Genomic DNA, 21486 nt, shown 5'->3' with positions numbered 1-21486 from the left:
ACGCGGGTCCTGTCCGACCCCGCCCACCGGGGAGGCGCACGTGTCCTACAGCCTTGGTGTCGACCTCGGCACCACCTTCGTCGCAGCCGCGGTGGCCCACGCCTCGCGGGTGGAGATGTTCACCCTCGGCGACCGCAGCGTCGTCACCCCGGCGGTGGTCTACGTCCGGGAGGACGGGACGGTCGTCACGGGGGACGCGGCGGGCAGACGGGCGGTGAGCAACCCCGACCGGGTGGGCCGCGAGTTCAAGCGCAGGCTCGGCGACCCGACCCCGGTGATGCTCGGCGGCGCCCCGCACGCGGTGACCGCCCTGCTCGCGAACCTGCTCTCCGACGTCGTGGCGCGGGTGTCCGCGACGCAGGGCGCCGCGCCGGACTCCCTCGTGCTCACCCACCCCGCCAACTGGGGCCCGTTCCGGCGCGAGCTGTTCGACGAGGTGCCGCAGATCGCGGGACTCGCGACCCCGCGGATGGTGACCGAGCCCGAGGCGGCGGCGGCGCACTACGCCGCGACCCGGCAGCTCGAGATCGGCGAGACGGTCGCCGTGTACGACCTCGGCGGCGGCACGTTCGACGCCACCGTGCTGCGCAGGCGGACCGACGACATCGAGATCCTCGGCACGCCGGAGGGGATCGAGCGCCTGGGCGGCGTGGACTTCGACGAGGCGATCCTCGCCCACGTCAACTACGCCTCGGGCGGGGCGTTGTCCGAGCTGGACATGAGCCACCCGCAGACCAGCGTCGCCCTCGCCCGGCTGCGGCAGGACTGCGTGCTGGCCAAGGAGGCGCTCTCGGTCGACAGCGAGACGACGATCCCGGTCTTCCTGCCGAACCGGCACTTCGACGTCAGGCTCACCCGGGCCGAGTTCGAGGGCATGATCCGGGCGCCCGTCGAGTCCACGATCGGCGCGCTGCTGCGTACGCTGCGCTCGGCCGACGTCGTGCCCGAGGACCTCAGTGCCGTGCTCCTGGTGGGCGGGTCCTCGCGGATCCCGCTGGTGGCCACGATGGTCGGCGAGGCGCTGGGCCGCCCGACGGCGGTCGACACGCACCCCAAGTACGCCGTCGCGCTCGGGGCGGCCGCGCTCGCGGTCCACCGGTCCGGGGTGGCCGCACCGCCGGTCACGATCGTGCCCGAGCAGGCGCCGCCCCTGGTCGTGGAGCAGACGCCCGAGCCTGCGACCACGCTCCTCCCGGCCCAGCAGGTCGCCGCGGCGGAGGTCGGCACGGCGCAGCAGGCCGCCGCGGCGCAGGTCGGCACGGCACCCGAGGAGGTCCGCCCCGGCCCGCCACGACCACGGCCCGCTCCGGCCGAACCGGACGCCGTCGCCGCGCATCCGGTCACGCCCGCGCCCGAGGCCGGCGTCCCGCGGGCCCGGACGCCCCGGGGACCCGGCCCGGACCTGCCGGTCCAGGACCGCGTGCCCCGGGAGTGGGCGCCACGGCGGAACCGCGCTCCGCAGCCGACCGTGACCTGGCACTCGGGGCCTCCCGACGGACCCAGCGGCCCCGGCGGACCCGGGGGCCCCGGCGCCGTCCCGCCCCGGGACGGGCGGCGCCGCAGGGGTCCGGTCGTGATCGCGATGGCGGCCGTCCTCGTGGTGGTCCTCGGCGTGGCCGGGTGGTTCGCCTACGACAGGCTCTCCGCACCGGCGGGCCCGGCCGTGGGCCCCGCCGCGGTCGTCCCCCCGGTGGAGGCGGCGCCGCCCGCGGCCGCAGCGAGTCCCCCCACGGTCGCCACCAGTGTGCCGATCCCCTCACTCGGCAAGACGATCCCCGCCGGTACGACCCCGGGCTACATCGCGATCTCGCCGAACGGTCGGCTGGCGTACGTCGCGAACCGGAACGCCGGGGTGGTCACCGTGCTCGACACCTCGGTCGACACCGTGATCGCCACCATCCCGGTGCAGGCCGGACCCCCGCAGTACCTGGCGTTCGCCCCCGACGGCAAGCGGGTGTACGTATCGATCTTCAACGACGCCAGGACCGTCAACGTCGTGGGCGTCCTCGACACCTCCACGAACTCGATCCTCTCGACGATCCCGGTCGGGACCCGGCCGTTCGCCCTGGCGGTGACCCCCGACGGGACGCGGCTCTACGTGCCCAACCACGACTCGGGAACGGTGAGCGTGATCGACACCGCGACCAGCTCGCCGGTCCGGGACATCCCGGTGGCGAAGAACCCGCACTGGGTCGGGTTCTCCCCGGACGGGACCCGCGCCTACACCGCCAACCACGAGTCCGGCCTGATCACGATCATCGACACCGCGACCGAGTCGGTGATCGGAGAGGTCGGGGTGCAGGTCAGCCCGCACAGCGTGGAGGTGTCGCCGAACCGCCCGCTCGTCGCGAACGTCAACTACGACAGCGACTCGGTCACGGTGATCGACACGGACTCCCGGAAGGTGGTCGCGACGGTCCCGGTCGGGAAGAAGCCGCAGGACCTCGCCTGGGCGCGGGACGGCCGCTTCCTCTACGTCACCGCGGTCGACGGCGACAGCCTGACCGTCATCAACACCGAGACCTGGGCGGTCACCGCCACCCTGCCCACCGGCGACGCCCCGACCAGCCTCGCGGTCCTGCCGGACGGGAGCCGGGCCTACGTCACCAACCTGAACGGCGGCACCCTCACCGAGGTGAACCTGACGGGCTGAGCCGACCCGGGGGGTGGGCCCTACCCGAGAAGTCGGGCCCGCTCCGCAGGCCGGGGGGACAGCGCCATCGCTGCGGGCGTCCCGCGGGCGGGATGCTCCTCCCACCTCGACGAGAGGCCGACACCGGAACGGATCCGGCGCCCGGAAGGAGACCCGCGATGCTCACCACACCCGCCCTGACCGGCGACCTCACCTGCCGTGACCGCGCTGTGCTGCGCGCCGTGGATGCGGGACGGGTCCGCCTCTCCGGCCGGTCCGCCCTCGTCGTCGACGGGCTGTTCCTCGCCGATCCCTTCGCCGTCGGGCGGCTCTCCGGCCTCATCGCCGGCGCAGCCGACGCCGCCGTGTCCCTGACCGAGTCCGGACGGGCGGTGCTCGCGGCATGACGGACCTCGGCCGGTGCAGCGCAGCCGCTCGAACCGCGCCCGGTGTCGCAGGCCGCGCGGCCGGACGCCGCGTGCGACCAGGACGAGGAGGACGGGGCCGCCCGCCGCCTGCGGCGGCTTGCCGACCTGTCGCGCCGGCCCCGACACCGGCTACCATCCCGCCGCGACCGGCGGCCCTGGAGGTGGCGGTGCGTTACGGTCTCGCGGTCGAGCTCGGGACGACCTCGGTCTCCGCCGCGGTCGGTCTTCCCGGCGGACCCGAGACGGCCCTGCTCGGGGACCGGTCCGCCACGGTGCCCGCCGTCGTCCACCTGGCGGAGGACGGCACCCTGCTCACCGGCGAGGCCGCCGCCCGCCGTGCCACCAGCGCACCGGCCCGCACCGTCCTGCACCTGCGCAGGCGGCTCGGCGAGCCGACGCCGGTCATGATCGCCGGGCTGCCCTTCGCCATCTCGGACCTGATGGCCGCGCTGCTGCGCGACGTCGTCGCCGAGGTGACGCGGGCGCGCGGTGCCGCGCCCGTCCGGATCGCCCTGACCCGCCCCGCGAACTGGGGACCGACGCGGCTGGGCCTGCTCGAGGACGTCGCGCGCAGGGCGGGGATCGCCGCGCCCGTGTTCGTCGGCGAGCCCGAGGCGGTCGCCGCGCACTACGCCGAGGCGCGGCAACTCCCGCCCGGGGCCCTCGTGGCCGTGTACGACCTGGGCGGGGGCACCTTCGACGCCGCCGTCCTGCGCAGGGTGCCGCGGGGGATGGAGCCGGTGGGCCTCGGGGAGGGCATCGAGGAGCTCGGCGGCGTGGACCTCGACGACGCGCTGCTGCGGTACGTCGACTACCGCTCCGGCGGGGCGGTCGGCGCGCTCGACGCGACGGACCCCGCCTCCGCGGTCGCGGTCGCCCGGCTGCGCGAGGAGTGCACGCTCGCCAAGGAGGCCCTCAGCGTCGACACCGCGGTGGACCTGCCGGTCTACCTGCCCGGCGCCCACCTGGACCTGACCGTCACGCGGGCCGAGCTGGAGGTGATGCTCCGGGGGCCGGTCGAGTCGAGCATCGGCGCGCTGGTCCGGGCCCTGCGGGGGGCGCGGGTCCCCGTCGGCGACCTCACGGCGGTGGTGCTCGCGGGCGGGTCGGCGCGCATCCCGATGGTGGCCCGGATGGTGCGCGAGGCGCTCCTCGCCGAGGCGGGCGGGGGGCGGGTGCCGCCGGTGGAGGTGCTGACCGAGCCGGCCGCGGTGCTCGGGGCGGCGCGGTCGGCGCTCATCGCAGGGCCCGCGCACCCGGGCTATCCCGGGGAGTCCGGCGGACCGGACCCCGGACCGGGAGCGGCGCCCGCGGCGAGCGGCCGGGCGCGGGCGGCGGCGCCCCCGCTCCCCGCGACCCCACCCCCGAGCCCGCCGCGGACGGGCCCGTCCGCCGCCCCATCTCCCCCGGGCGCCTCTCCCGCCGGGACCCGCCATCCCGGGTCCCCCGCCCCCGAGCCGCACTCACCCGATCCGCACGTCCTCGAGCTGCATCGACCCGACCCGCACCCCCCGGTCCCGTCCCCGCGGGCTCCGTCTCCGCCGCTCGCTGCGCCCACCCCGCGCCCCGAGCCCGAGCACCCCCCCGTTCCGCCCTCCCGCAAGCCCGACGACGCCCGCCCCGATCACGACCACGACTGGCCCGTGCGGTCCTCCATGGGGCGCGGCGTCGCGGTGGCGGTCGCGGTGCTCGCCGTCGTCGCGGCCGTGCTGGTGCTGGTGTTCGTGGTGCTCAACCGGGTCCGCGACGCGAGCCTCGGCCCGGAACCCGGCGCACCGGCACCGCCCGCCGCAGTCGCGGCGCTCAGCTCCGGTGGGCCCGGCTGAGCGCCGTGCCGGGGGCCTGGCCCGCGCCGCTCGCGGACGTCGTGGAGCGCCGGTCCCCCGTTCTGTTCCTCTCCGCCCACCTCGACGACGCGGTGCTCTCCTGCGGCGTCCTGATGGCAGAGCTGGCCGGCCGCTGCCCGCTCACGGTCGCCACGGTGTTCACCGAGGCCTCTCCCCCGCCGCACACCCGCGCCGCGCGATCCTTCCTGCGCCAGTGCGGCGCGCCCGACGCCGAGAGCCTCTTCGCGCAGCGGCGGGCCGAGGACCGCGCGGTGGTGGCGGAGCTCGGCGCGGTCCCGGTGCACCTCGGCGCCACCGACGCGCTCTTCCGGCGGCGGTCGCGGGGGCTCGGCCGACTCGGCCGGGCGCTCCCGGAGCTCGTCCACCGCTACCCGACCTACCGGTTCGACATCGCCCGCGGCCGGGTCTCCCGCGGCGACCGGCGCCTGCTCGACGGGCTGCGGTCCGAGGTCGCCGGCCTCGCCGCCGCCCTGGGGGCGGGTGCGGTGTTCGCGCCGGTCGGCATCGGCAGGCACGTCGACCACCTGCTGAGCAGGCGGATCGCCGAGGGGCTCGCCGTCCCGACCGTCCTGTACTCGGACTTCCCGTACGACGAGCGCGGCGGCACGGCCGATCCCGCGGTCGTCGCCCACCGCCGCCCCTGGACCGGGCCCGGCGACCCCTCGACCAAGGCCGCGGCCATCCGCGGCTACCGGACCCAGGCCGACGCGCTGTTCCCCGGCGGCACCATCCCCGCCCGCGCCGAGACCTACTGGGCCGAGACCTACTGAAGCCGCGGACCGGCCGAGGTGACCTAGGCCGCGATGCGGGCGGCGTACTCGGCGAAGGGCATCGTGCCGTCCCACAGCTGGGCGTCGTGCGCCCAGTAGAAGGCGGTGAACCCGCAGCTGCGGGCCTGCTCGACCGCCCGCGCGAGCATCCCCGTGTCCGACTGCTCGACGTACGCCCGGTCGAGCGCCTCGGACTGTCCCCACCCCGGGTTCTCCCCCGCCACCGGGAGACCGTTCTCGACGGCGAGCCGGGTGATCCACCGGGTGGAGGACCAGGTGGCGACGGACGGGTCGTCGACGGGGACGCGGTCGTCGCCGGGCGCGCAGCCGCCGTCCCCGCCGGAGCCGTCGGCGACCGAGCTGACGTAGGCGACCAGGTCGTCGTCTCCCGCGAGGCCGGCGTAGAACCGCTCCCAGGCGGCCCCCGTGCCCAGGAGCCCCGGTGGGAGCCCGGCGGCGACGGCGGCGTCGTAGTCCGCGGGCAGCACCCCGACACCGGGGGTCAGCACCTCGAAGGGCCCCGCGAACCCGAGGCTCCGCATCACGCCCGTCTGCCACTCGACGACGTCGACCAGCGCCCCGACGTACCAGTCCGCCCAGGACCGCACGGCGTCCGGGCCGGGACCCGGGTCCCCGGGCCGCCACCCGGGCAGCGGGTTCGGCGGGAGGGACGCGGGCCGCCCGGGCCCACCCTGCGCGTTCGGGCCGAAGGCCCAGTACCGCCCGCCGCCCGGGTACAGCACCTCCGCCGATCCGCCCGCGGTGAGCCGCACGGCGTCGACGTTCCGCGGCCCGAGCACGGCCGCGACCTGGGCGAGGTACTCCTCCGCCTTGTCGCGGGACCGCTGGTTGAACACCAGGTCGGCCTGCGTCGACACCGCGCCGTCCTCCGCGACGTAGCGGCCGCCGGGCAGGTCGAGGACCCAGCGGGGGGTGTCGTGCAGCCCGAGGCCGAGGGTCACCGAGCGCCCGGTGGCGCGCAGCGCGTCGAGGTCGGCGCGGATCCGGCGCAGGTAGGCGGCGTCGAAGCGGTCGTCCGCCGGTTCGGCCTCGGCCCAGGACAGCTCCACCATCGCCGCGCCGACCCCGGCGCGGGCCTCCTCGGCCGACCGGTCGGGCTCGGACACGAGCGTGCCGAACACCGGTCGCCCACCGGGCGCGGACGGCGCGGACGGTCCGGGGCCCGGGGCGGCCGCCGTGCCGCAGCCCGCCACCACCACGACCGCCGCGACCAGCACCGCCGCGACGAGCCCCGCCCCCCGACTCACCACGCCTCCGAATGGTCCACTGTGTACGTCCGTTCACCTGGTCGCCCTGGCCTCGGGACAGCGCTGTGAGTACCGTCGTCCGGACCGGCGGGGCGGTGCGCCGTCCTGCCCGTCGTGCGAAGGAGGCGCCCATCGTGCTGCGCACGCTCGACGCCCCGCTCCTCGAACGGTGGGACGCGCTGGCCCTCGCCTGCGACGCCGCGCCCTTCCTCCGCCCGGGCTGGACCGCGGCCTGGGCCCGGGCGTTCGGCCGGGCGGGGGCGCTGCGGCTGCTCACGGTCGAGCGGGGCGGGGACCTGGTCGCCGCGCTCCCCCTGCTCACCTCCCCGTTCGGGCTGCGCTCGCCGACCAACGGTGAGACCGCCCTCTTCGCTCCGATCGCCGCGGACTCCGAGGCCGCCGCCGAGCTGGGTGACCGGCTGGTCGCCCTGCGCACCCCGGCGATCCGTCTCGACGCGCTGCCCGGAGAGGACCCGCACACCGCCGCCCTGCCGGATGCCGCCCGCCGCGCCGGGGCCGCAGTGCTCGTGCGGCCGCTGCGTCGGTCCCCCTACATCGACGTCAGCGGGGACCCGGTGGCCTTCCGGAAGGGGCTGTCCAAGAACCGCCGACACGGCCTGCGCCGGTTGCAGAACCGGATGCGCGAGGCCGGGGAGGTCACCCTGACCGTGCACGACGGCCGGGGCGACGACGACCTCGAGCCGCTGCTCGCCGACGGGTTCCGGCTCGAGGCGCGCGAGTGGAAGCGGGCGGCCGGTTCCGCGATCCTGTCGAGCCCCGCCGCGGTCGACCTCTACACGACCGGGGCCCGCTGGGCCGCCGGGGCGGGCATCCTCCGGCTGGCCTTCCTGCGGCTGGACGGCCGCCCGATCGCGTTCGGCTACTGCCTGCAGCAGGGTGGCGTGCTGTTCTTCCTCAAGCTCGGCATGGACGACTCGCTGGCCAAGCTCGGCCCCGGTGTGGTGTTCACCCAGCATCTGATCGACTACGCCTTCGCCGACCCGGGGACCACCGAGCTCGACCTGCTCGGGGAGAACGAGGCGTACAAGGCGGACCTGGCCGACGGGACGCGCGAACAGGTGCGGCTCCAGATCTTCCCGAGCCGGGTGGCCGGGCCCGCCCAGCGGGCCGCCGTAGCGGGCGCGGGCCTGCTGCGCGCCGCCGTGGTGGAGCGGTTGACCGAGGGCACCCGGGACCGGCTCTCCGCCGTGCGCAACCGCCTGCGGCGCTGAGGGGGCACCGACGTCTCGTCCAGGAGGCCGCGGACGAGTGCCGCATAGCGGCGCCCCACCGTCTCCTCGTCGAAGTCCAGGCTCCGCTCCCGCGCGGCGCGGCCCATCCGGGTCCGCAGATCCGCGTCGCCCGCGAGCCGCTCGATCGCCTCCCGGAGCGCGACCACGTCGAAGGCGGGCACCGCGACACCGGCCTGCGGTCCGATCCACCCGAGCCGGTCGAGGGCGAAGTGCACCACCGGCCTGCCGTGCGCCATCGCCTCGAGCGCGGAGAGGCAGAAGGTCTCGTAGCGCGACGGCACGACCATGAAGGCGCAGGACCGCAGCAGCTCCTCCTTCGCGGCGCCGTCGACCCGCCCGACGACCCGCACCCCGGGACTGCCCGCCACCGCCGCGCGCAGCCGCTGCTCCTCGGCGGGTGTCCCGCTCCCGGCGACCACCAGCTCGATCCCGGCGGGCAGCGCCGCCACCAGCAGGTCGAGCCCCTTCTGCCGCACGTCGATCCGGCCGAGGAACAGCACCGGCCCGGTTCCGGGCGCGCCGTCCCACCCGGGGGTCGGGATCCCGTTGGGGATCACCGTGACGGTGCTGTGCGCGGCCGCCTCCCCGACGACGCGCGCGTCGACCTCGTTGAGCACGACGAGGTGGCGGTACAGCCGCAACCCGTACCGCTCGACGACGTCGAAGGGCAGCCCGTAGCGGTGCCGCATGTCCGCGCCGCAGAGCATCTGCACGATGCCGACCACGGGCCTGCCCGCGAGCCGGGCGGCGAGGGGCAGGGGGCTCACCGAGGCGGGCGGGGTGAGGCTCTCCATCCAGAGGCCGGGACGGCGGACCAGCAGGACCAGCGGCAGGAGCAGCTGGAACAGCACCTGGCCCGCGCGCGGCCCCGCCCAGCCCACCGGCAGGAACCGGTACTCGACCGCTCCCCGGCGCCCGGACCGGCTGCCGCGGTAGGAGCCGCTGTAGACGGTCACGGCGTACCCCTCGGCGGCCAGCCGCGCGGCGACCCGGGCCACGACCAGCGCGCCGCCCCCGCCGTACCGGGGGTTGCCCGCGTCGTCGTAGATCGACAGCACGACGCGGCGGGTCATGGCCGTCCCGCCCGAGGCCGGGAGTCCGCGGCCGGACCGGACTCGCGTCGATCCGGGACCACCTCGACGGCCCGCGGGGACGACCGGCGCGCCCGCAGCCGTCCCGTGCCCGCGGACAGGGCGGCGTAGGCGGCCCGGGCCCGCCGCTCGGCGGCGGACAGCGGCAGCCGTTCCAGCCGGACGGCGGCGTACTCGACGGGGGACGCGCCGAAGTAGCGCTTGAAGTGCTCGCCGCCGGAGCCGCTGTCCGACTCGCCCATGTGGAACCACCGCACGCCCGCGGCGCAGGCGTCGGCGATCGCGACGGAGTGCAGCAGGTAGGTCGCGAGCGTCTCGCGCGCCAGGTCGGCCTGCATCGCGCAGAGCCAGCCGATGGCGTGCGCGCCGTGCTGGAGCACGACGTTGGCCGCGACCGGCTCCCCCGCACGCAGCACGGACCACACGACACAGCGCGCCCCGAGCGCCCGGGCGGCGAGCGCCACCTGGCCCGGCCGGTCCCGGCGGGCCGCCAGCATCCGCGCGAGGGCGAGCGGCTGGCCGCGCTGGGCGGCCCACCGGTCCACGGACGCGGCGTAGAGCTCGCGGAAGACCGCGGGCCCGCGCGGGTCGGCGGTGGACCCGTCCTCGCGGCGGACGTCGAGCTCGAACCGCTCGGCCTTGCGCACCGAGTTCCGGGCCTGCCTGCGGTAGCGGTTCCAGACGGCGTCGAACCCGCCGTCGAGGTCCACCACCTGCGCCGTGTACGGCACCGTCCGGGCCCCCGGCGGCGCGGCCGCGAGCCAGGCGGCCCCGCGCAGCGGCATCGGCGTGACCGCCCGCAGGAGCGCGGGCCGCCGGGCGAGGTCGGCCAGCACCAGGGCGCAGTCCTCCCGGGTGGGGGCTCCGCCGTCGGACAACAGGCCGCCGTAGCCCCAGCCGTAGGGCCAGGACTCCTCGGACACCGCGAGACCCGCCCGCCCGCGGGCGACCAGCGGCAGGACCAGCCGCCGCCCGTCGGGCAGCGTGTAGAGCCTGCCCGCGTCGGTGTAGCCGCGGTCCGCCAGGCAGTCCGCCCACTCGGGGGCCTGGGTGGCGACGGCGTCGGGATCGGCCTCGAAGACCTCGCGCCAGACCGCGCGCGGCACCGGCGACACGACGGCGGGATGTGGAGCGTTCATGCGGGATCACCTCGTGAGGGACGAGTAGGGATCGGTGGGTGCGGCCCGGCCCGCGAGGGCCTCCGCGATGTCGGTGAGGACCCGGCGGTCCGCGTCGCTCAGGCCGGGGGTGGCGGTCACCTCCTCGAGCGCGCGACCGTCCAGCAGCTGGACCGCCGCGGCCGTGACGACGACGGGTCCGGTGCCCGTCGCGTCGTGCAGCAGAACGGAGGAGCCGTCGGCCCGGACCTCGCGGAGCAGATCGCGCACCTGCCCGAGCTGCGCCGCGGTCGGCGCGCCGCCGTCGGGGACGTCGATCCGGAGCAGCCGGATCCCGAGTGCGGGTGCCGCCGCCTGCTCGTCCGCGGCGGGCCGCCCGACGGCGACCAGCCCGCGGGTGCGGAAGGTGTCCCGCATCAGCGCGAGCTCGGCCTCGGTGGGCGCCCCCGAGCGGTACACCCCCGGCACGACGGCGGCCGCGGCGGGCAGGGCGGGCAGCCCGCCCCGGTCCGCGTGCAGGATCCCGGTCTCGCGGACCGCGACCGCGGCGACCAGCAGGGCGAGCAGCACGGCGGCACGCACGGCGATGCGCCTGCCGGGCAGGGCGCGGAGGGTGCCCAGCGCGGGCCGGGGCGAGTCGGTGGTCATCGGCGCTCCCGGGGTCGGCGCCCGCGGACCAGCCGGGTGCCCTCGACCGCGATCACCGGCAGCGCGGTGTAGAGGGCGAGGCCCGCGAGCAGGGCGGTGACGAACGGCTGGACGGAGGTGGGCAGCGGGCGCACCAGGTCCGGGCTCAGCGGCGGCGCCGCGAGCGGCGTGCCTGCCGCCGCCACCGGCCGGACGACGCCGGCCTCGATCAGCAGCCGGGACAACGGGGCCAGCCGGACGCCCGCCGGGGTGTGCTCCAGCACGCCGCCCGCGAAGGCCTGGCGGACCGTCCCGTCGATCTCCGTCGGCGGGCCGACCGGGGGGCCGAGCCGCTCGCGCGCGGCAGGCACGGCGTCGGCGGTGCCCGGGGGCGCCTGGAGGTAGGCGGCGGCGATCCCCGGGTCGGTGAGCGCGGCGAGGACCTGGCCGTCCGACGGGTCCTGGCCGATGGGGGCGGTGACCGGCGGCAACCCGGCGGCCCTCCAGGCCGCGGCCTCGTTCGCGGCCACCGTCGACACGACCGGGAGGGCCGACACCCGCCCGTCCGCGGCCGCCGTGAGGACGGCCCCGGTGAACGCCTGGTAGGTGAGGTCGGGACCGGTCCACGTCCCGGTCACCGGGGCGCCGACCACCGCCTTCCCACCCAGCGCCGCCCACCCCCCGGCGAAGGGCTCGGCGATGTCGAACCCGCCGCAGCGGTCCCCGCCCGTGAGCACGAACGTCGTGCCTGCGACGGTCTCGGTGTCGGCGAGGGGGGCGTAGGGGTCGACCGGGGTCCGCCAGACCTCGAGACCGCGGAAGGTCGCGGACTCGAACCGGCCGAGCAGCTCGCCCCGCCCGCGGACGGAGGCCACCAGCTCCGGGGTCGCGGTGCCGTAGCCGGCGGCGATGTCCTTGTCGCTGAGCACGAACAGGTGGACACCGTGGGCCTCGGCGCCCTCCGCCGTCGCGAACATCGTCACGGTGTTGCCGGGCAGCAGGTAGCTGAGCTTGTCCGGGTCGCCGGTGGTGGCCAGCGTCGCGCACGGCGGGAACGACTCGCTGACCAGGTCCGCGACCCGGAAGACGCCGTCGTTGTCGGTGGCGTGGTAGCGGACCCAGCCGCCCGCCGACAGCGTCAGGACGGCCAACGCCGCGGCGAGCCCGGTGACCACGCCGGGGCCACCGAGACGGACCAGGGCGGCGTCGGCGGCGAGGACGGTGCCGACGATCGCCGCGGGCAGGACGTAGACGAAGAACTGCTCGTTGAGGGTGCCGAGCAGCACCATGTACGCGGCGAAGGCGTAGCTGGTGAGCAGCCAGGCCAGCAGCCACCGCGGGGCCCCGGTGACCGCCCGGGTGAGCAGCCAGCCGAGAGCGAGGGCTCCGCCCGCGAGGAACAGGTAGGAGCTCGCGTACTGGCCGAGCTGCTCGGCGACGGCGGAGACGAAGGACGCCCCGGGCCGGTTCCAGCCGGTGATCTGCAGCAGGCCGAGCAGCCGCTGGAAGGTGGCGAACTTGACGTCGACGAAGTCGGAGGTCTGGCCGAGCGCGAGCGACCACAGCGGGAACAGCAGCCACAGCCCGACGCCCCACGCGAACGCCCCGGCGGTCGTGGCGACCCGGCGCCGGTCGCGGCCGAGCAGGGCGTGGACGACCGGGGTGAACAGCAGGAACGTGGTGACCTCCTTGGTCAGCAGCGTGAGACCCGTGGCCAGCCCGACGACGGTCACGTAGACGAGCGGGCGGGCGTCGCGCAGCCGGATGGCCATGCAGAGCGTGAGCATCCCCGCGAGCAGTGCGATCGGTTCGATCAGCGCGAGCCTGCCGTAGCGCAGCAGCACCGGGTCGGTCGCCGCGACGACCATGACCAGCCCGACGAGCACGAGCCCGCGGCGCCGGCCCGCGGCGGGCATCAGGTACGCGGCGAGCAGCCCCAGCAGCAGGATCGCGAACACGGCGACGACCGCGGTCAGCACCCGCGCGGCGAGGATCGCGTCGGCGAGCGGCGCCTCCCCCATGCCGAGCAGGCGCAGCCAGCCGGCCTGGGCGAGGAAGGAGAGCGGGGGGTGGACGAACATCGGGCTGTTCGTCCAGGTCAGGTTCCAGCCCTGGGCGACCTGGCGGGCGGCCTCGGTGTAGACGACCTCGTCGTACTGGGTGTCGGGGCTCGACCGGATGTTCCACAGCAACGCGACGGCGGCGAGCACCCCGCCGCCGAGCACCACGAGGAGCTCGGGCCGCGCGCCGCCCCGGCGGGGGCGGCCGGGCGCCCGCGCCGGGGCGGCGGACGCGGGGGTGGGGGCGGGATACTCGCCCCTCCGCAGATCCGTCATCCCGCGCCGCCCGCGATGGCAGGCGCGGGGTCCGCGGCGGATGCCCGGCGCAGCCCCGGGACCCGCGCCCGGACCACGGCGAGATCGGCGGGCGCGACCAGCCCGGTCAGCACGGCCACGACCGCGTACGCCACCAGCCCGCCCACCGCGGCGACCAGGTCGAACGGTGCGGGCACGGCCTCGGCGACCGCGAGCACCGCGACGAGCGGGGCCACCGCGACGAGCCAGCGCCCCACGGTCGTCGGGCGCACCGCCGCAGGCCGGAACCGGCGGCGGTACTCCACGCCGAGCAGCAGCGCCGTCGTCCACGTGCCTGCGGCGAAGGCCCAGGCCGCGCCGACCGCGCCGAGCCGGGGCACGAGCACCACCAGGGCGGCGAGCTGCACGGCGACCGCGATCGGCACCCGCACCGCGACCGCGCCTGCGAAGCCGCGGGCGAACAGCGCCTTGAGCAGCATGTCCGCCACCAGCAGGCCGAGGGTGCCGAGGGTGATGACCCGCGCCACCGCGGCGGCCCCGCCGTAGCCGGCGGGCAGGACGAGGTCGAGCACCGAGGCAGGGGTGACCAGGAGGACGAGCTGCAGCGGGACGAGGGCGAGCGGCACCCAGCGCAGCGCCGTCATCAGGCTCGCGTGCGCCGCGGCCCGGTCCCGGGCGCCCGCGACGAAGGGGAAGACGGCGTCGGACAGGGCCGAGCCGACGAAGAACGGTGCGCGGGCGAGGATCGCGGCGGCCTGGTAGATGCCGACCGTCGCGACGGTCACGCCGTAGTCCGCGCCCATCGCCCCGAGCAGCAGGACGTCCAGCGTGCCCATCAGGCCGAAACCGGTCGTCCCGACGGCCATCGGCACGGCGGAGGCGAAGGCCTTCAGCCCGGCCACCCGGCCGCGGCCCGGGCGCCGCCCGCGCAGCGACCACCAGGCGAAGGCGGCCGAGGCGGCGGCGGCGACGAACAGCGCGACGGCCACCCCGGACACCCCGATCCCGAGCAGCACGACCAGGCCGAGAGCCAGCACCACCTTGATCACGATCTCCAGCACCCGGGTGGCACCGACGGCGTCGAACCGACGGTTGCCCTGCAGCGCGCCCAGCAGCACCGAGCCGAGGGCGAGCAGCACGATCGTCGCCGCGGCGAGCACCGTGGCGAGCGCGCCGACACCGGGCAGGATCGCCCCGGTCGTCAGCTGGACCGCCGCGAAGGCGAGGGCGAGGACGCCCCCGAGCGCGACGTTGCCCGCCAGGGCCGCGCGGAAGGCCTCGTCGGCCGCCGCGCGCTCGGCCGGTCCGTGGTCGCGGCGGGCCACCGCCCGGGCCAGCGCCCAGGGGAAGCCCGCCGCGAGGACGGAGGTCGCCAGCAGGAGCAGGTTCAGCAGCATCCCGACGCCGCCGAACTCGGCGGGCGGGAGCAGCCAGGCCAGGGCGACCCCGAGGCCGTAGTTCAGGACGGCGGTGACCACGATCCCGGCGAGGAGCACGACGCTCCCGCCCGCGGCGCCCCGCTCGGTCGACATCCGCGACGCCGACATCGGACCCGACATGGCGCTCAGACCGCCCGCACCGTGCGGGCGGTGCCGTCGACGACCGGGCGGCTCGCCGCGCGGCGCAGCGGGCGGCCGCGGCGGGCGACGGTCTCGAGCATCGCGGCCTCGTAGCGCTCGACGCAGGAGGACCAGCTCAGGCCCTCGGCCCTCGCCCGGGCCCGGCGGCCGCGGGAGCGCAGCGCGGCGCGGTCCGCCGCCAGCTCGGCGAACGCGGCGCGCAGCGCCCCGGTGTCCCGAGTGGGGACCACCGTGCCGACGCCCTCGACCAGGTCGCGGACCCCGGGGAGGTCCGACACCACCGGGACGCACCCGGCCGCCATGCCTTCGAGGGTCACGAGCCCGAACGCCTCCGCCATCGTCACTGAGGGGAGAACCACGACGTCGTTCCGGTCGTACTCGCCGTGCAGCACCTCGTCCGTGACACGGCCGAGGAACCGGACGTTCGGGGCACCGTTCGCCAGGCGCTCGTAGTCTCCTCGGTGGGCGCCATCACCCACAAGAGTGAGTTCCAGGCCGGGTACGCCGGCGACCGCCGGGATCAGCCACTCCACGCCCTTGTACGGGCGCATCTGGCCGACGAACAGGATCCGCAGCGGGCCGTCGGTGTGCTTGAGGGCCTCCGGCCGGACGTCGACGCCCCACGAGACGACCTGCACGGGCGGGCCGCCCGGCCTGCGCTCCGAGTCCGCGTAGTACTGCGAGGTGGTGAGGATCGTGTCGGCGCGCCCGGACAGCACTCGGTGCAGCCGGTTGTAGACGGCCGACAGGGTCTCGGCGCCGCGGACGGCCAGGGCGGAGTGGTGGGTGTAGACGATCGGGGTGCCCGTGCGCGCGCCCGCCAGCAGCAGGACGACGTCGCTCATCGTCGGGACCGGGCCGTGCAGGTTGACGACGTCGTAGTCGGCGAGCATCGCCGAGACGCGCCGCCAGTGCGCGGCGAGCCCGGAGAACCGGTACTCGCCCAGGCAGAGCCGGGGGATCTGGACGGAGCTGAGCACGTCCACCCGGTGGCCGCGGTCCCGCAGGCCCTCGGTCAGCCGGTCGACGCAGCGGGAGATGCCGGAGACGATCGGCGGCGCCTCGGAGGTGATCAGCAGGACGTCGAGCCGGGGGTCGCCCGCCCGGTGGGCGTCGAGCTCGGCGACACCGGGGCGGCGGCGCGGGACCGAGCGCGCGGGCTGCAGCCTGCCGACGGGCGTGATGGTGCCCGCCCGCAGCACGGCGAGGTGCTTCAGGAAGCGCAGGCCCTCGCGGACCGTGGACTTCGACTCACCCGCATGCCGGGTGCCGAAGGTGAAACCGACCTCGGCGATCCGGGTCAGGCCGGAGCGCACGACCAGCTCGAGCAGGATCTTGTAGCCGATCGGGTCGACGGCGTCGAGGTCGAGGGCGGCGGTGCGGACGGCGAAGAAGCCGGACAACGGGTCGCTCATCGCGCCGACGGGCCCGCGGAGCAGCGCGGCGGCGAGGGCCTTCGAGCCGCGGGAGACCAGGTGGCGGTAGGTCGAGCCGAGGCCCGCACCGTCGCCGCCGTCGGCGTACCGGGTGGCCACCACGACCTCGGTGTCCTCACCGGCCGCCGCGAGCAGCTCGGGCACCAGCGCCGGAGGGTGCTGCAGGTCGGCGTCCATGACGACGGCCCACGGGGCCCTGGCGACGCGCAGGCCCTCGACGACCGCCCCGCCCAGGCCGCCCACCGGCCGTGGCCGGTGGATCAGGGTGACCGGGAAGGGCAGGCCCGCGGCGCGGGCGCGGACGACGTCGGGGGTGTCGTCGCTGCTGTCGTCGACCACGATGACCTCGGCGACCCGGTCGGCGAGCGCCGCGGCCAGGCCGTCGAACAGCGCGGGGACGTTGCCCGCCTCGTTGAACGTCGGGACGACGACGGAGACCACGGGGGCGACCCCGGGCACGGCGGAGACGGCGCTGCGGGTGTCGGTGCTGGTGCCCCGGTTCGGCATGGCGGCGGTCCCTCCTCGGCGGAGACCCCTGGTCGGGGGTCGTCCTCGTCTCCGGAAAGAGTGCTGTGCGGGGCCCGTGCGGACGATGGAGTCCGCCCCCGCACGGGCGGAGCGGTCCCCCGGGGTCCGGGTAGGGCTGTCCCCCACCGGCCCGGGGTATCGCGCACCCGCTTCCCCCGATGCGGGCCGAATGGCCGACACTGGGTCTTCCGGACGGGCCGTGGCGGCGAGGAGGTGGGGATCGTGACGCAGGACCCGCACCGCTGCGCCCTGCCCCGAGCCGAGGCCGCGGGCGACCACTTCACCTGTGTGTGCCGCTCCCGGTGGGTCGCGGTCCGGCGGCGCTGGTGGAGCAGGCGGCTGCGCTGGGAGCCGGTGCTCTTCGCGGTGCCACCGGACCTCGGCGGCGAGCGCCACGAGCGCGAGCTGGGCTGAGCATCCGGCGGATCGGGGGTCAGCCCCCTCGCCGGGCGGGGTCCGGGCGTGCCACGCTCCCGGGCGTCCCCGAGCGTCGACTCTGCGAGGTTCCCGATGACCGTCCGCGAGGAACGGCGCCGCTCCGCGGGGTCGCGGTGGGTCCTTCTCGGCGCGGCGGTCGCGCTCCTGCTCGCCGGGGCCGCGGCCTGGGCCGGGCTCACCACGGCGGAGCCGCCACCCGCCGTGCGGCTCGAGGGCATCGGGATCCCGGTGCTCTCCCCCTACGCGGCGACGGCCGGGGCCGACCGGCCCGGCACGATCCCGCCCGCGCGCACCGGCGGGGCCACGGCCGGGAACGACCCCGCCCTCTACGCCCGCGCGGGGTCGGCGCCGCCGTGCGATGTCCCCGCGCTGGCCGCGGCCCTCGCCGCCGCCCCCGACCGGGGACGCGCCTGGAGCGCGACCCTCGGCCTGCCCGACCCGACCGGCCTGGTCCCGGTGCTGCTGCGCGCCGACCTCGCCGTCGACGAGCACGGGTTCGCCGACGGCACCGACGTCGCCGTGCCGGTCGTCCTGCAGGCCGGGACGGCGGTGCTGGTCGACGCCCGCGGCGAGCCGCGGGTGCGATGCACCGGGGGGAGCCCGCTGACCCCGGGTGCGCCGCCGCAGCGGACGGGTGGGGTCGACGGCGAGCCGTGGCCCTTCTACCAACCGGTCGGCGTCGTCACGGTCGTCCCGGCAGACACACCCCTCCGCACCCTGACCGTCCTCGACCTCGTCGCGGGCGACCCCGTCCAGGTCCCGACGAGCTGACCCCGAGGGGTGCGCCGACGCGGTCCGCGCGGCTCACGGGTTCGGGCCTGCGAACGGGTTCCGGTCCGCGTGGTGGTGCCCCCGGACGTCGGCGGTCCCGAAGTCGTGCGGGACCCGGTCCTCCCCGACCTCGCGTGCCGGAGCCACGTCCCGAGAAAGAAAGAACGTTCAGTCTTGACTCCGCGGATCGATCCCGGCAGTGTACGAGACAGAACGTTCTCTCTATCTACTCAGGAGAAATCCATGACCACTGCCCTCTCCCCCGCGGCCACCGGGTTCGCCCCGGCGTTGCGGCGGCTGTACTTCGTCCGCTTCGGGTTCGCGATCGTCTGGGCCGCGGTGCTGGTCCTGACCGGGGGCGGGCTCGGCGCCGTCGGCGTCGCGCTCGTCGTGCTCTACCCCGCGTTCGACGTCGCCGGCGCCATCGTCGACATGCGCGCCTCGCGGTCGAGCTCGGCCCCCGTCGGGATGTACCTGAACATCGCGACCAGCCTGCTCGCGGCGGTCGGACTGGGCATCGCCGCGGCCTCGGACATCCCCTCGGTACTGCGCGTGTGGGGGGTGTGGGCCATCGTCGCCGGCCTCATCCAGCTCGCCGTCGCGATCACCCGCCGCGCCCTGGGCGGCCAGTGGCCGATGATCCTCAGCGGCGCCATCTCCGTGCTCGCCGGCGCCGGGTTCGTCCTGATGTCGGGCGGTGCCACGCCCTCGCTGGTCGGCATCGCCGGTTACGCCACGCTCGGCGGCCTCTTCTTCCTGCTCTCCGCGCTGCGCCTGAACCGCGGTGCCCCGACCACCACCCCCGCGGAGCACTGACATGACCACCCCCGAATCCCTCACCATCGACGTCGTCGTGATCGGCGCGGGTCCCGTCGGAGAGAACGTCGCCGACCGGGTCGTCCACGGAGGTCTGACCGCGGCGATCGTCGAACGCGAGCTCGTCGGCGGCGAGTGCTCCTGCTGGGCCTGCATGCCCACCAAGGCACTCCTGCGCAGCAGCACCGCCCTGCGGGCGGCCCGCCGACTGCCCGGCGCCCGCGAGGCGGTCACCGGTGGGCTCGATGTGGCCGCCGTCCTGAACCGGCGTGACGAGTTCGCCTCCCACTGGAAGGACGACGGCCAGGTCGCCTGGTTGGAGAGCGCAGGGCCTCCGCCGTCACCTCGACGACCCGGGGGCCCGCGAGGCGGCCGTGGCCGCGGTGGAGCGGGATGCCGTCGCGAGTGAGATGGCGACGGCGTTCGCAGCCCTGGGCAGCACGGTCACCGTGCTCGCCCGCGACGGGACCGGAGCCCGGTCGGCGGCGGCAGGCTCTACGCCGCGGGAGACGCCAACCGGCGCGCGTTGGTCACCCACCAGGGCAAGTACCAGGCCCGTGCCGTGGGCGACATCATCGTCGCCAGGGCCGGCGGCACCGCTGTCGACGACCGCCCCTGGGGCCGGCACGCCGTCACCGCCGACGAGCGCGCGGGTCGTGTTCACCGAGCCCGAGGTCGTCTCGGTCGGCCTCACCGCCGCCGCCGCGACCGCGCACGGCCTGCACATCCGGGTCGTCGACCACGATCTCGGCGCCGTCGCCGGATCGGTCCTGCACACCGAGGACTACCGCGGGCAGGCTCGGATGGTCGTCGACGAGGACCGGCACGTCCTGGTCGGGGTCACCTTCGTCGGCCCGGACGTCGCCGAGCTCGTCCACGCCACGACCATCGCCGTCGCCGCCGAGGTCCCGATCGAGCGCCTCCGCCACGCCGTCCCCGCGTTCCCCACGATGAGCGAGGTGTGGCTGCGGTTGCTCGAGACGTATGAGGCCACAGCCACGACCGAGCAGGCCGCCGCCTGAGGACGGGCGTGGGTCGGCGGCACCGGCGCTGCCGACCCGGCCGCCCGTCCCGCGCGGCGGAGACCGGTCGGACTCACCGTGTCGCCACCGGCGGGAGCAGCGGGGCGCCGGTGATCGCCGCGAGGTCGTCGAGGGTGGTACCGGGGGCGAGCTCGACGAGCCGGAGGCCGGACTCCGTGACGTCGAGGATGGCGCGGTCGGTGATGATCCGGTCGACGACGCCGAGCCCGGTGAGCGGCAGCGTGCACCTCTCGACGATCTTCGGACTGCCGTCCTTGGCCACGTGATCGGTCAGCACGACGATGCGGCGGGTTCCCGCGACCAAGTCCATCGCCCCGCCCATCCCCTTGACCATCGCACCGGGGACCGCCCAGTTGGCGAGGTCCCCGCGGGCGGAGACCTGCAGGGCCCCGAGGACGGCGATGTCGATGTGCCCGCCCCTGATCATGGCGAAGGACTCCGCGGAGTCGAAGCAACTGGCCCCCGGCAGCGCCGTGACCGTCTGCTTGCCCGCGTTGATCAGGTCGGCGTCCTCCTCCCCGATGTAGGGGAACGGCCCCGTGCCGAGCAGCCCGTTCTCGGAGTGCAGGGTGACGTGCACACCGGGCGGGATGTGGTTGGCGACCTTCGTCGGGATGCCGATGCCGAGGTTGACGTAGTCGCCGTCGCGCAGCTCGCGTGCGGCGAGGGCGGCCATCTCGTCGCGGGACCAGCTCATACCGAGACCTCCTGGTGCTGCGGCCGCTCGCGGACGGTGCGCTGCTCGATGTCCTTCTCACGCTCGCGGGCGACCACCAGCCGGTCGACGAACACACCCGGCGTCACCACGAGGTCCGGATGGATCGGCTGGTCGGACAGGTGCTCGACCTCGGCGACGGTCACCCGTCCCGCCGTCGCGACGACCGGGTTGAAGTTGCGCGCCGTGTAGCGGTAGGTGAGGTTGCCGAAGGCGTCCGCGGTGTGCGCGTGCACCAGTGCGAGATCCGCGACGATGCCGCGTTCCAGCACGTAGGTGCGTCCGTCGAAGTCGGCCGTCGGCTTGCCCTCGGCGACCTGTGTCCCCACCCCGGTCCGGGTGTAGAAGGCGGGGATGCCTGCGCCGCCTGCGCGCAGCCGCTCCGCCAGGCTGCCCTGCGGGGTGAACTCGACCTCGAGCTCGCCGTCGAGGTACTGGCGTGCGAACAGTCTGTTCTCCCCCACGTACGAGGCGATCACCTTGCGCACCTGCCGGTTCTCGAGCAGCAGCCCGAGCGCCTTGCCGTCCACACCCATGTTGTTCGACACGATGACCAGATCGCGCACCCCCGAGTCCCGGACGACCTCGATCAGGTCCGCGGGGACGCCGCAGAGCCCGAACCCGCCGACCGCGATCGTCGATCCGTCGCGCAGCAGGCACGCCAACGCCTCCCGCGCGTCCTTCTCCCGTCGGACGCCCGACGGCTTCACCGGTCCATTCCGCTCCATGCCCGCAGTCGACAGTCGGCGCGAAGGGTGGGCCACACTCTGTCCGCTGAGCGGACGATTGTGGTCTCTGAGGTCCGGTGAG

18 protein-coding genes and 1 pseudogene are annotated in these 21486 nt (G+C 76.1%); 10 read left to right on the top strand and 9 right to left on the bottom strand.

The window, feature by feature from the left end; all coding sequences use genetic code 11:
• The first annotated feature begins 40 nt into the window (after nucleotides 1-40).
• The 4 genes from ABD993_RS19330 (at nucleotide 41) to ABD993_RS19315 (ending at nucleotide 5677) form a co-directional block, all read left to right on the top strand.
• Nucleotides 41-2653, top strand: coding sequence for an Hsp70 family protein (locus ABD993_RS19330; protein WP_345420136.1), 2613 nt, complete (start codon nucleotides 41-43; stop codon nucleotides 2651-2653).
• Nucleotides 2654-2811: 158 nt separating this feature from the next.
• Complete coding sequence (locus tag ABD993_RS19325) at nucleotides 2812-3039, top strand: hypothetical protein (protein ID WP_345420133.1); 228 nt, start codon at nucleotides 2812-2814, stop codon at nucleotides 3037-3039.
• Nucleotides 3040-3227: 188 nt separating this feature from the next.
• Complete coding sequence (locus ABD993_RS19320; protein WP_345420130.1) at nucleotides 3228-4886, top strand: Hsp70 family protein; 1659 nt, start codon at nucleotides 3228-3230, stop codon at nucleotides 4884-4886.
• Between the two features lie 5 nt (nucleotides 4887-4891).
• Complete coding sequence (locus ABD993_RS19315) at nucleotides 4892-5677, top strand: PIG-L family deacetylase (RefSeq protein WP_345420126.1); 786 nt, start codon at nucleotides 4892-4894, stop codon at nucleotides 5675-5677.
• A gap of 23 nt (nucleotides 5678-5700) precedes the next feature.
• On the opposite strand, the gene ABD993_RS19310 is transcribed toward ABD993_RS19315, so the two are convergent.
• Nucleotides 5701-6948, bottom strand: a complete 1248-nt coding sequence (locus ABD993_RS19310) for a hypothetical protein (RefSeq protein ID WP_345420123.1) — start codon at nucleotides 6946-6948, stop codon at nucleotides 5701-5703.
• Nucleotides 6949-7010: 62 nt separating this feature from the next.
• On the opposite strand from ABD993_RS19310, the gene ABD993_RS19305 reads away from it, so the two are divergent.
• Nucleotides 7011-8177, top strand: a complete 1167-nt coding sequence (locus tag ABD993_RS19305) for a GNAT family N-acetyltransferase (protein ID WP_345420120.1) — start codon at nucleotides 7011-7013, stop codon at nucleotides 8175-8177.
• Between the two features lie 95 nt (nucleotides 8178-8272).
• Here the strand turns inward: ABD993_RS19305 and ABD993_RS19300 are convergent.
• The 6 genes and pseudogenes from ABD993_RS19300 to ABD993_RS19275 all read right to left on the bottom strand — a co-directional run.
• Nucleotides 8273-8887, bottom strand: a pseudogene (locus ABD993_RS19300) (glycosyltransferase family 4 protein); the annotation flags it as partial.
• Between the two features lie 380 nt (nucleotides 8888-9267).
• The gene (locus ABD993_RS19295; RefSeq protein ID WP_345420117.1) at nucleotides 9268-10428 is read right to left on the bottom strand and encodes a GNAT family N-acetyltransferase; all 1161 of its coding nucleotides are present in this window, start codon (nucleotides 10426-10428) and stop codon (nucleotides 9268-9270) included.
• 6 nt (nucleotides 10429-10434) lie between these two features.
• Entirely contained in the window at nucleotides 10435-11055 is a 621-nt protein-coding gene (locus ABD993_RS19290) for a hypothetical protein (RefSeq protein WP_345420114.1), read from the bottom strand.
• The gene (locus tag ABD993_RS19285) at nucleotides 11052-13370 is read right to left on the bottom strand and encodes an ArnT family glycosyltransferase (RefSeq protein ID WP_345420111.1); all 2319 of its coding nucleotides are present in this window, start codon (nucleotides 13368-13370) and stop codon (nucleotides 11052-11054) included. The genes ABD993_RS19290 and ABD993_RS19285 overlap by 4 nt, the downstream gene beginning before the upstream one ends.
• The gene (locus ABD993_RS19280; RefSeq protein ID WP_345420108.1) at nucleotides 13367-14881 is read right to left on the bottom strand and encodes an oligosaccharide flippase family protein; all 1515 of its coding nucleotides are present in this window, start codon (nucleotides 14879-14881) and stop codon (nucleotides 13367-13369) included. The genes ABD993_RS19285 and ABD993_RS19280 overlap by 4 nt, the downstream gene beginning before the upstream one ends.
• Before the next feature lie 32 nt (nucleotides 14882-14913).
• Nucleotides 14914-16872 (bottom strand): glycosyltransferase, encoded by a 1959-nt coding sequence (locus ABD993_RS19275; protein WP_345420105.1) that lies wholly within the window; start codon nucleotides 16870-16872, stop codon nucleotides 14914-14916.
• A gap of 243 nt (nucleotides 16873-17115) precedes the next feature.
• Here ABD993_RS19275 and ABD993_RS19270 point away from each other — a divergent pair, with 243 nt between their 5' ends.
• The 5 genes from ABD993_RS19270 to ABD993_RS19250 all read left to right on the top strand — a co-directional run bounded on the left by ABD993_RS19270 (nucleotide 17116) and on the right by ABD993_RS19250 (nucleotide 19940).
• On the top strand, nucleotides 17116-17307 hold the full coding sequence (locus ABD993_RS19270; RefSeq protein WP_345420102.1) for a hypothetical protein: 192 nt from the start codon (nucleotides 17116-17118) through the stop codon (nucleotides 17305-17307).
• Between the two features lie 96 nt (nucleotides 17308-17403).
• The gene (locus ABD993_RS19265) at nucleotides 17404-18102 is read left to right on the top strand and encodes a DUF6777 domain-containing protein (RefSeq protein WP_345420099.1); all 699 of its coding nucleotides are present in this window, start codon (nucleotides 17404-17406) and stop codon (nucleotides 18100-18102) included.
• Between the two features lie 243 nt (nucleotides 18103-18345).
• Nucleotides 18346-18918: a hypothetical protein gene (locus ABD993_RS19260; RefSeq protein ID WP_345420096.1), complete on the top strand. Its 573-nt coding sequence runs from the start codon at nucleotides 18346-18348 to the stop codon at nucleotides 18916-18918.
• A gap of 1 nt (nucleotide 18919) precedes the next feature.
• On the top strand, nucleotides 18920-19327 hold the full coding sequence (locus ABD993_RS19255) for an FAD-dependent oxidoreductase (protein WP_345420094.1): 408 nt from the start codon (nucleotides 18920-18922) through the stop codon (nucleotides 19325-19327).
• Between the two features lie 247 nt (nucleotides 19328-19574).
• A complete protein-coding gene (locus ABD993_RS19250; RefSeq protein WP_425569054.1) occupies nucleotides 19575-19940 on the top strand; it encodes a hypothetical protein in 366 nt (121 codons plus the stop codon).
• 73 nt (nucleotides 19941-20013) lie between these two features.
• On the opposite strand, the gene ABD993_RS19245 is transcribed toward ABD993_RS19250, so the two are convergent.
• A complete protein-coding gene (locus ABD993_RS19245) occupies nucleotides 20014-20658 on the bottom strand; it encodes a CoA transferase subunit B (protein WP_345420091.1) in 645 nt (214 codons plus the stop codon).
• Nucleotides 20655-21404: a CoA transferase subunit A gene (locus ABD993_RS19240; protein ID WP_345420088.1), complete on the bottom strand. Its 750-nt coding sequence runs from the start codon at nucleotides 21402-21404 to the stop codon at nucleotides 20655-20657. The genes ABD993_RS19245 and ABD993_RS19240 overlap by 4 nt, the downstream gene beginning before the upstream one ends.
• Nucleotides 21405-21486: the final 82 nt, after the last annotated feature.

It is taken from the genome of Pseudonocardia xishanensis (genome assembly GCF_039541715.1).
In the GTDB taxonomy this organism is placed as follows: Bacteria; Actinomycetota; Actinomycetes; order Mycobacteriales; family Pseudonocardiaceae; genus Pseudonocardia; species Pseudonocardia xishanensis.
Note: the sequence above shows the minus strand (reverse complement) of the source record. Positions and strands in the feature narration are given on the sequence as shown.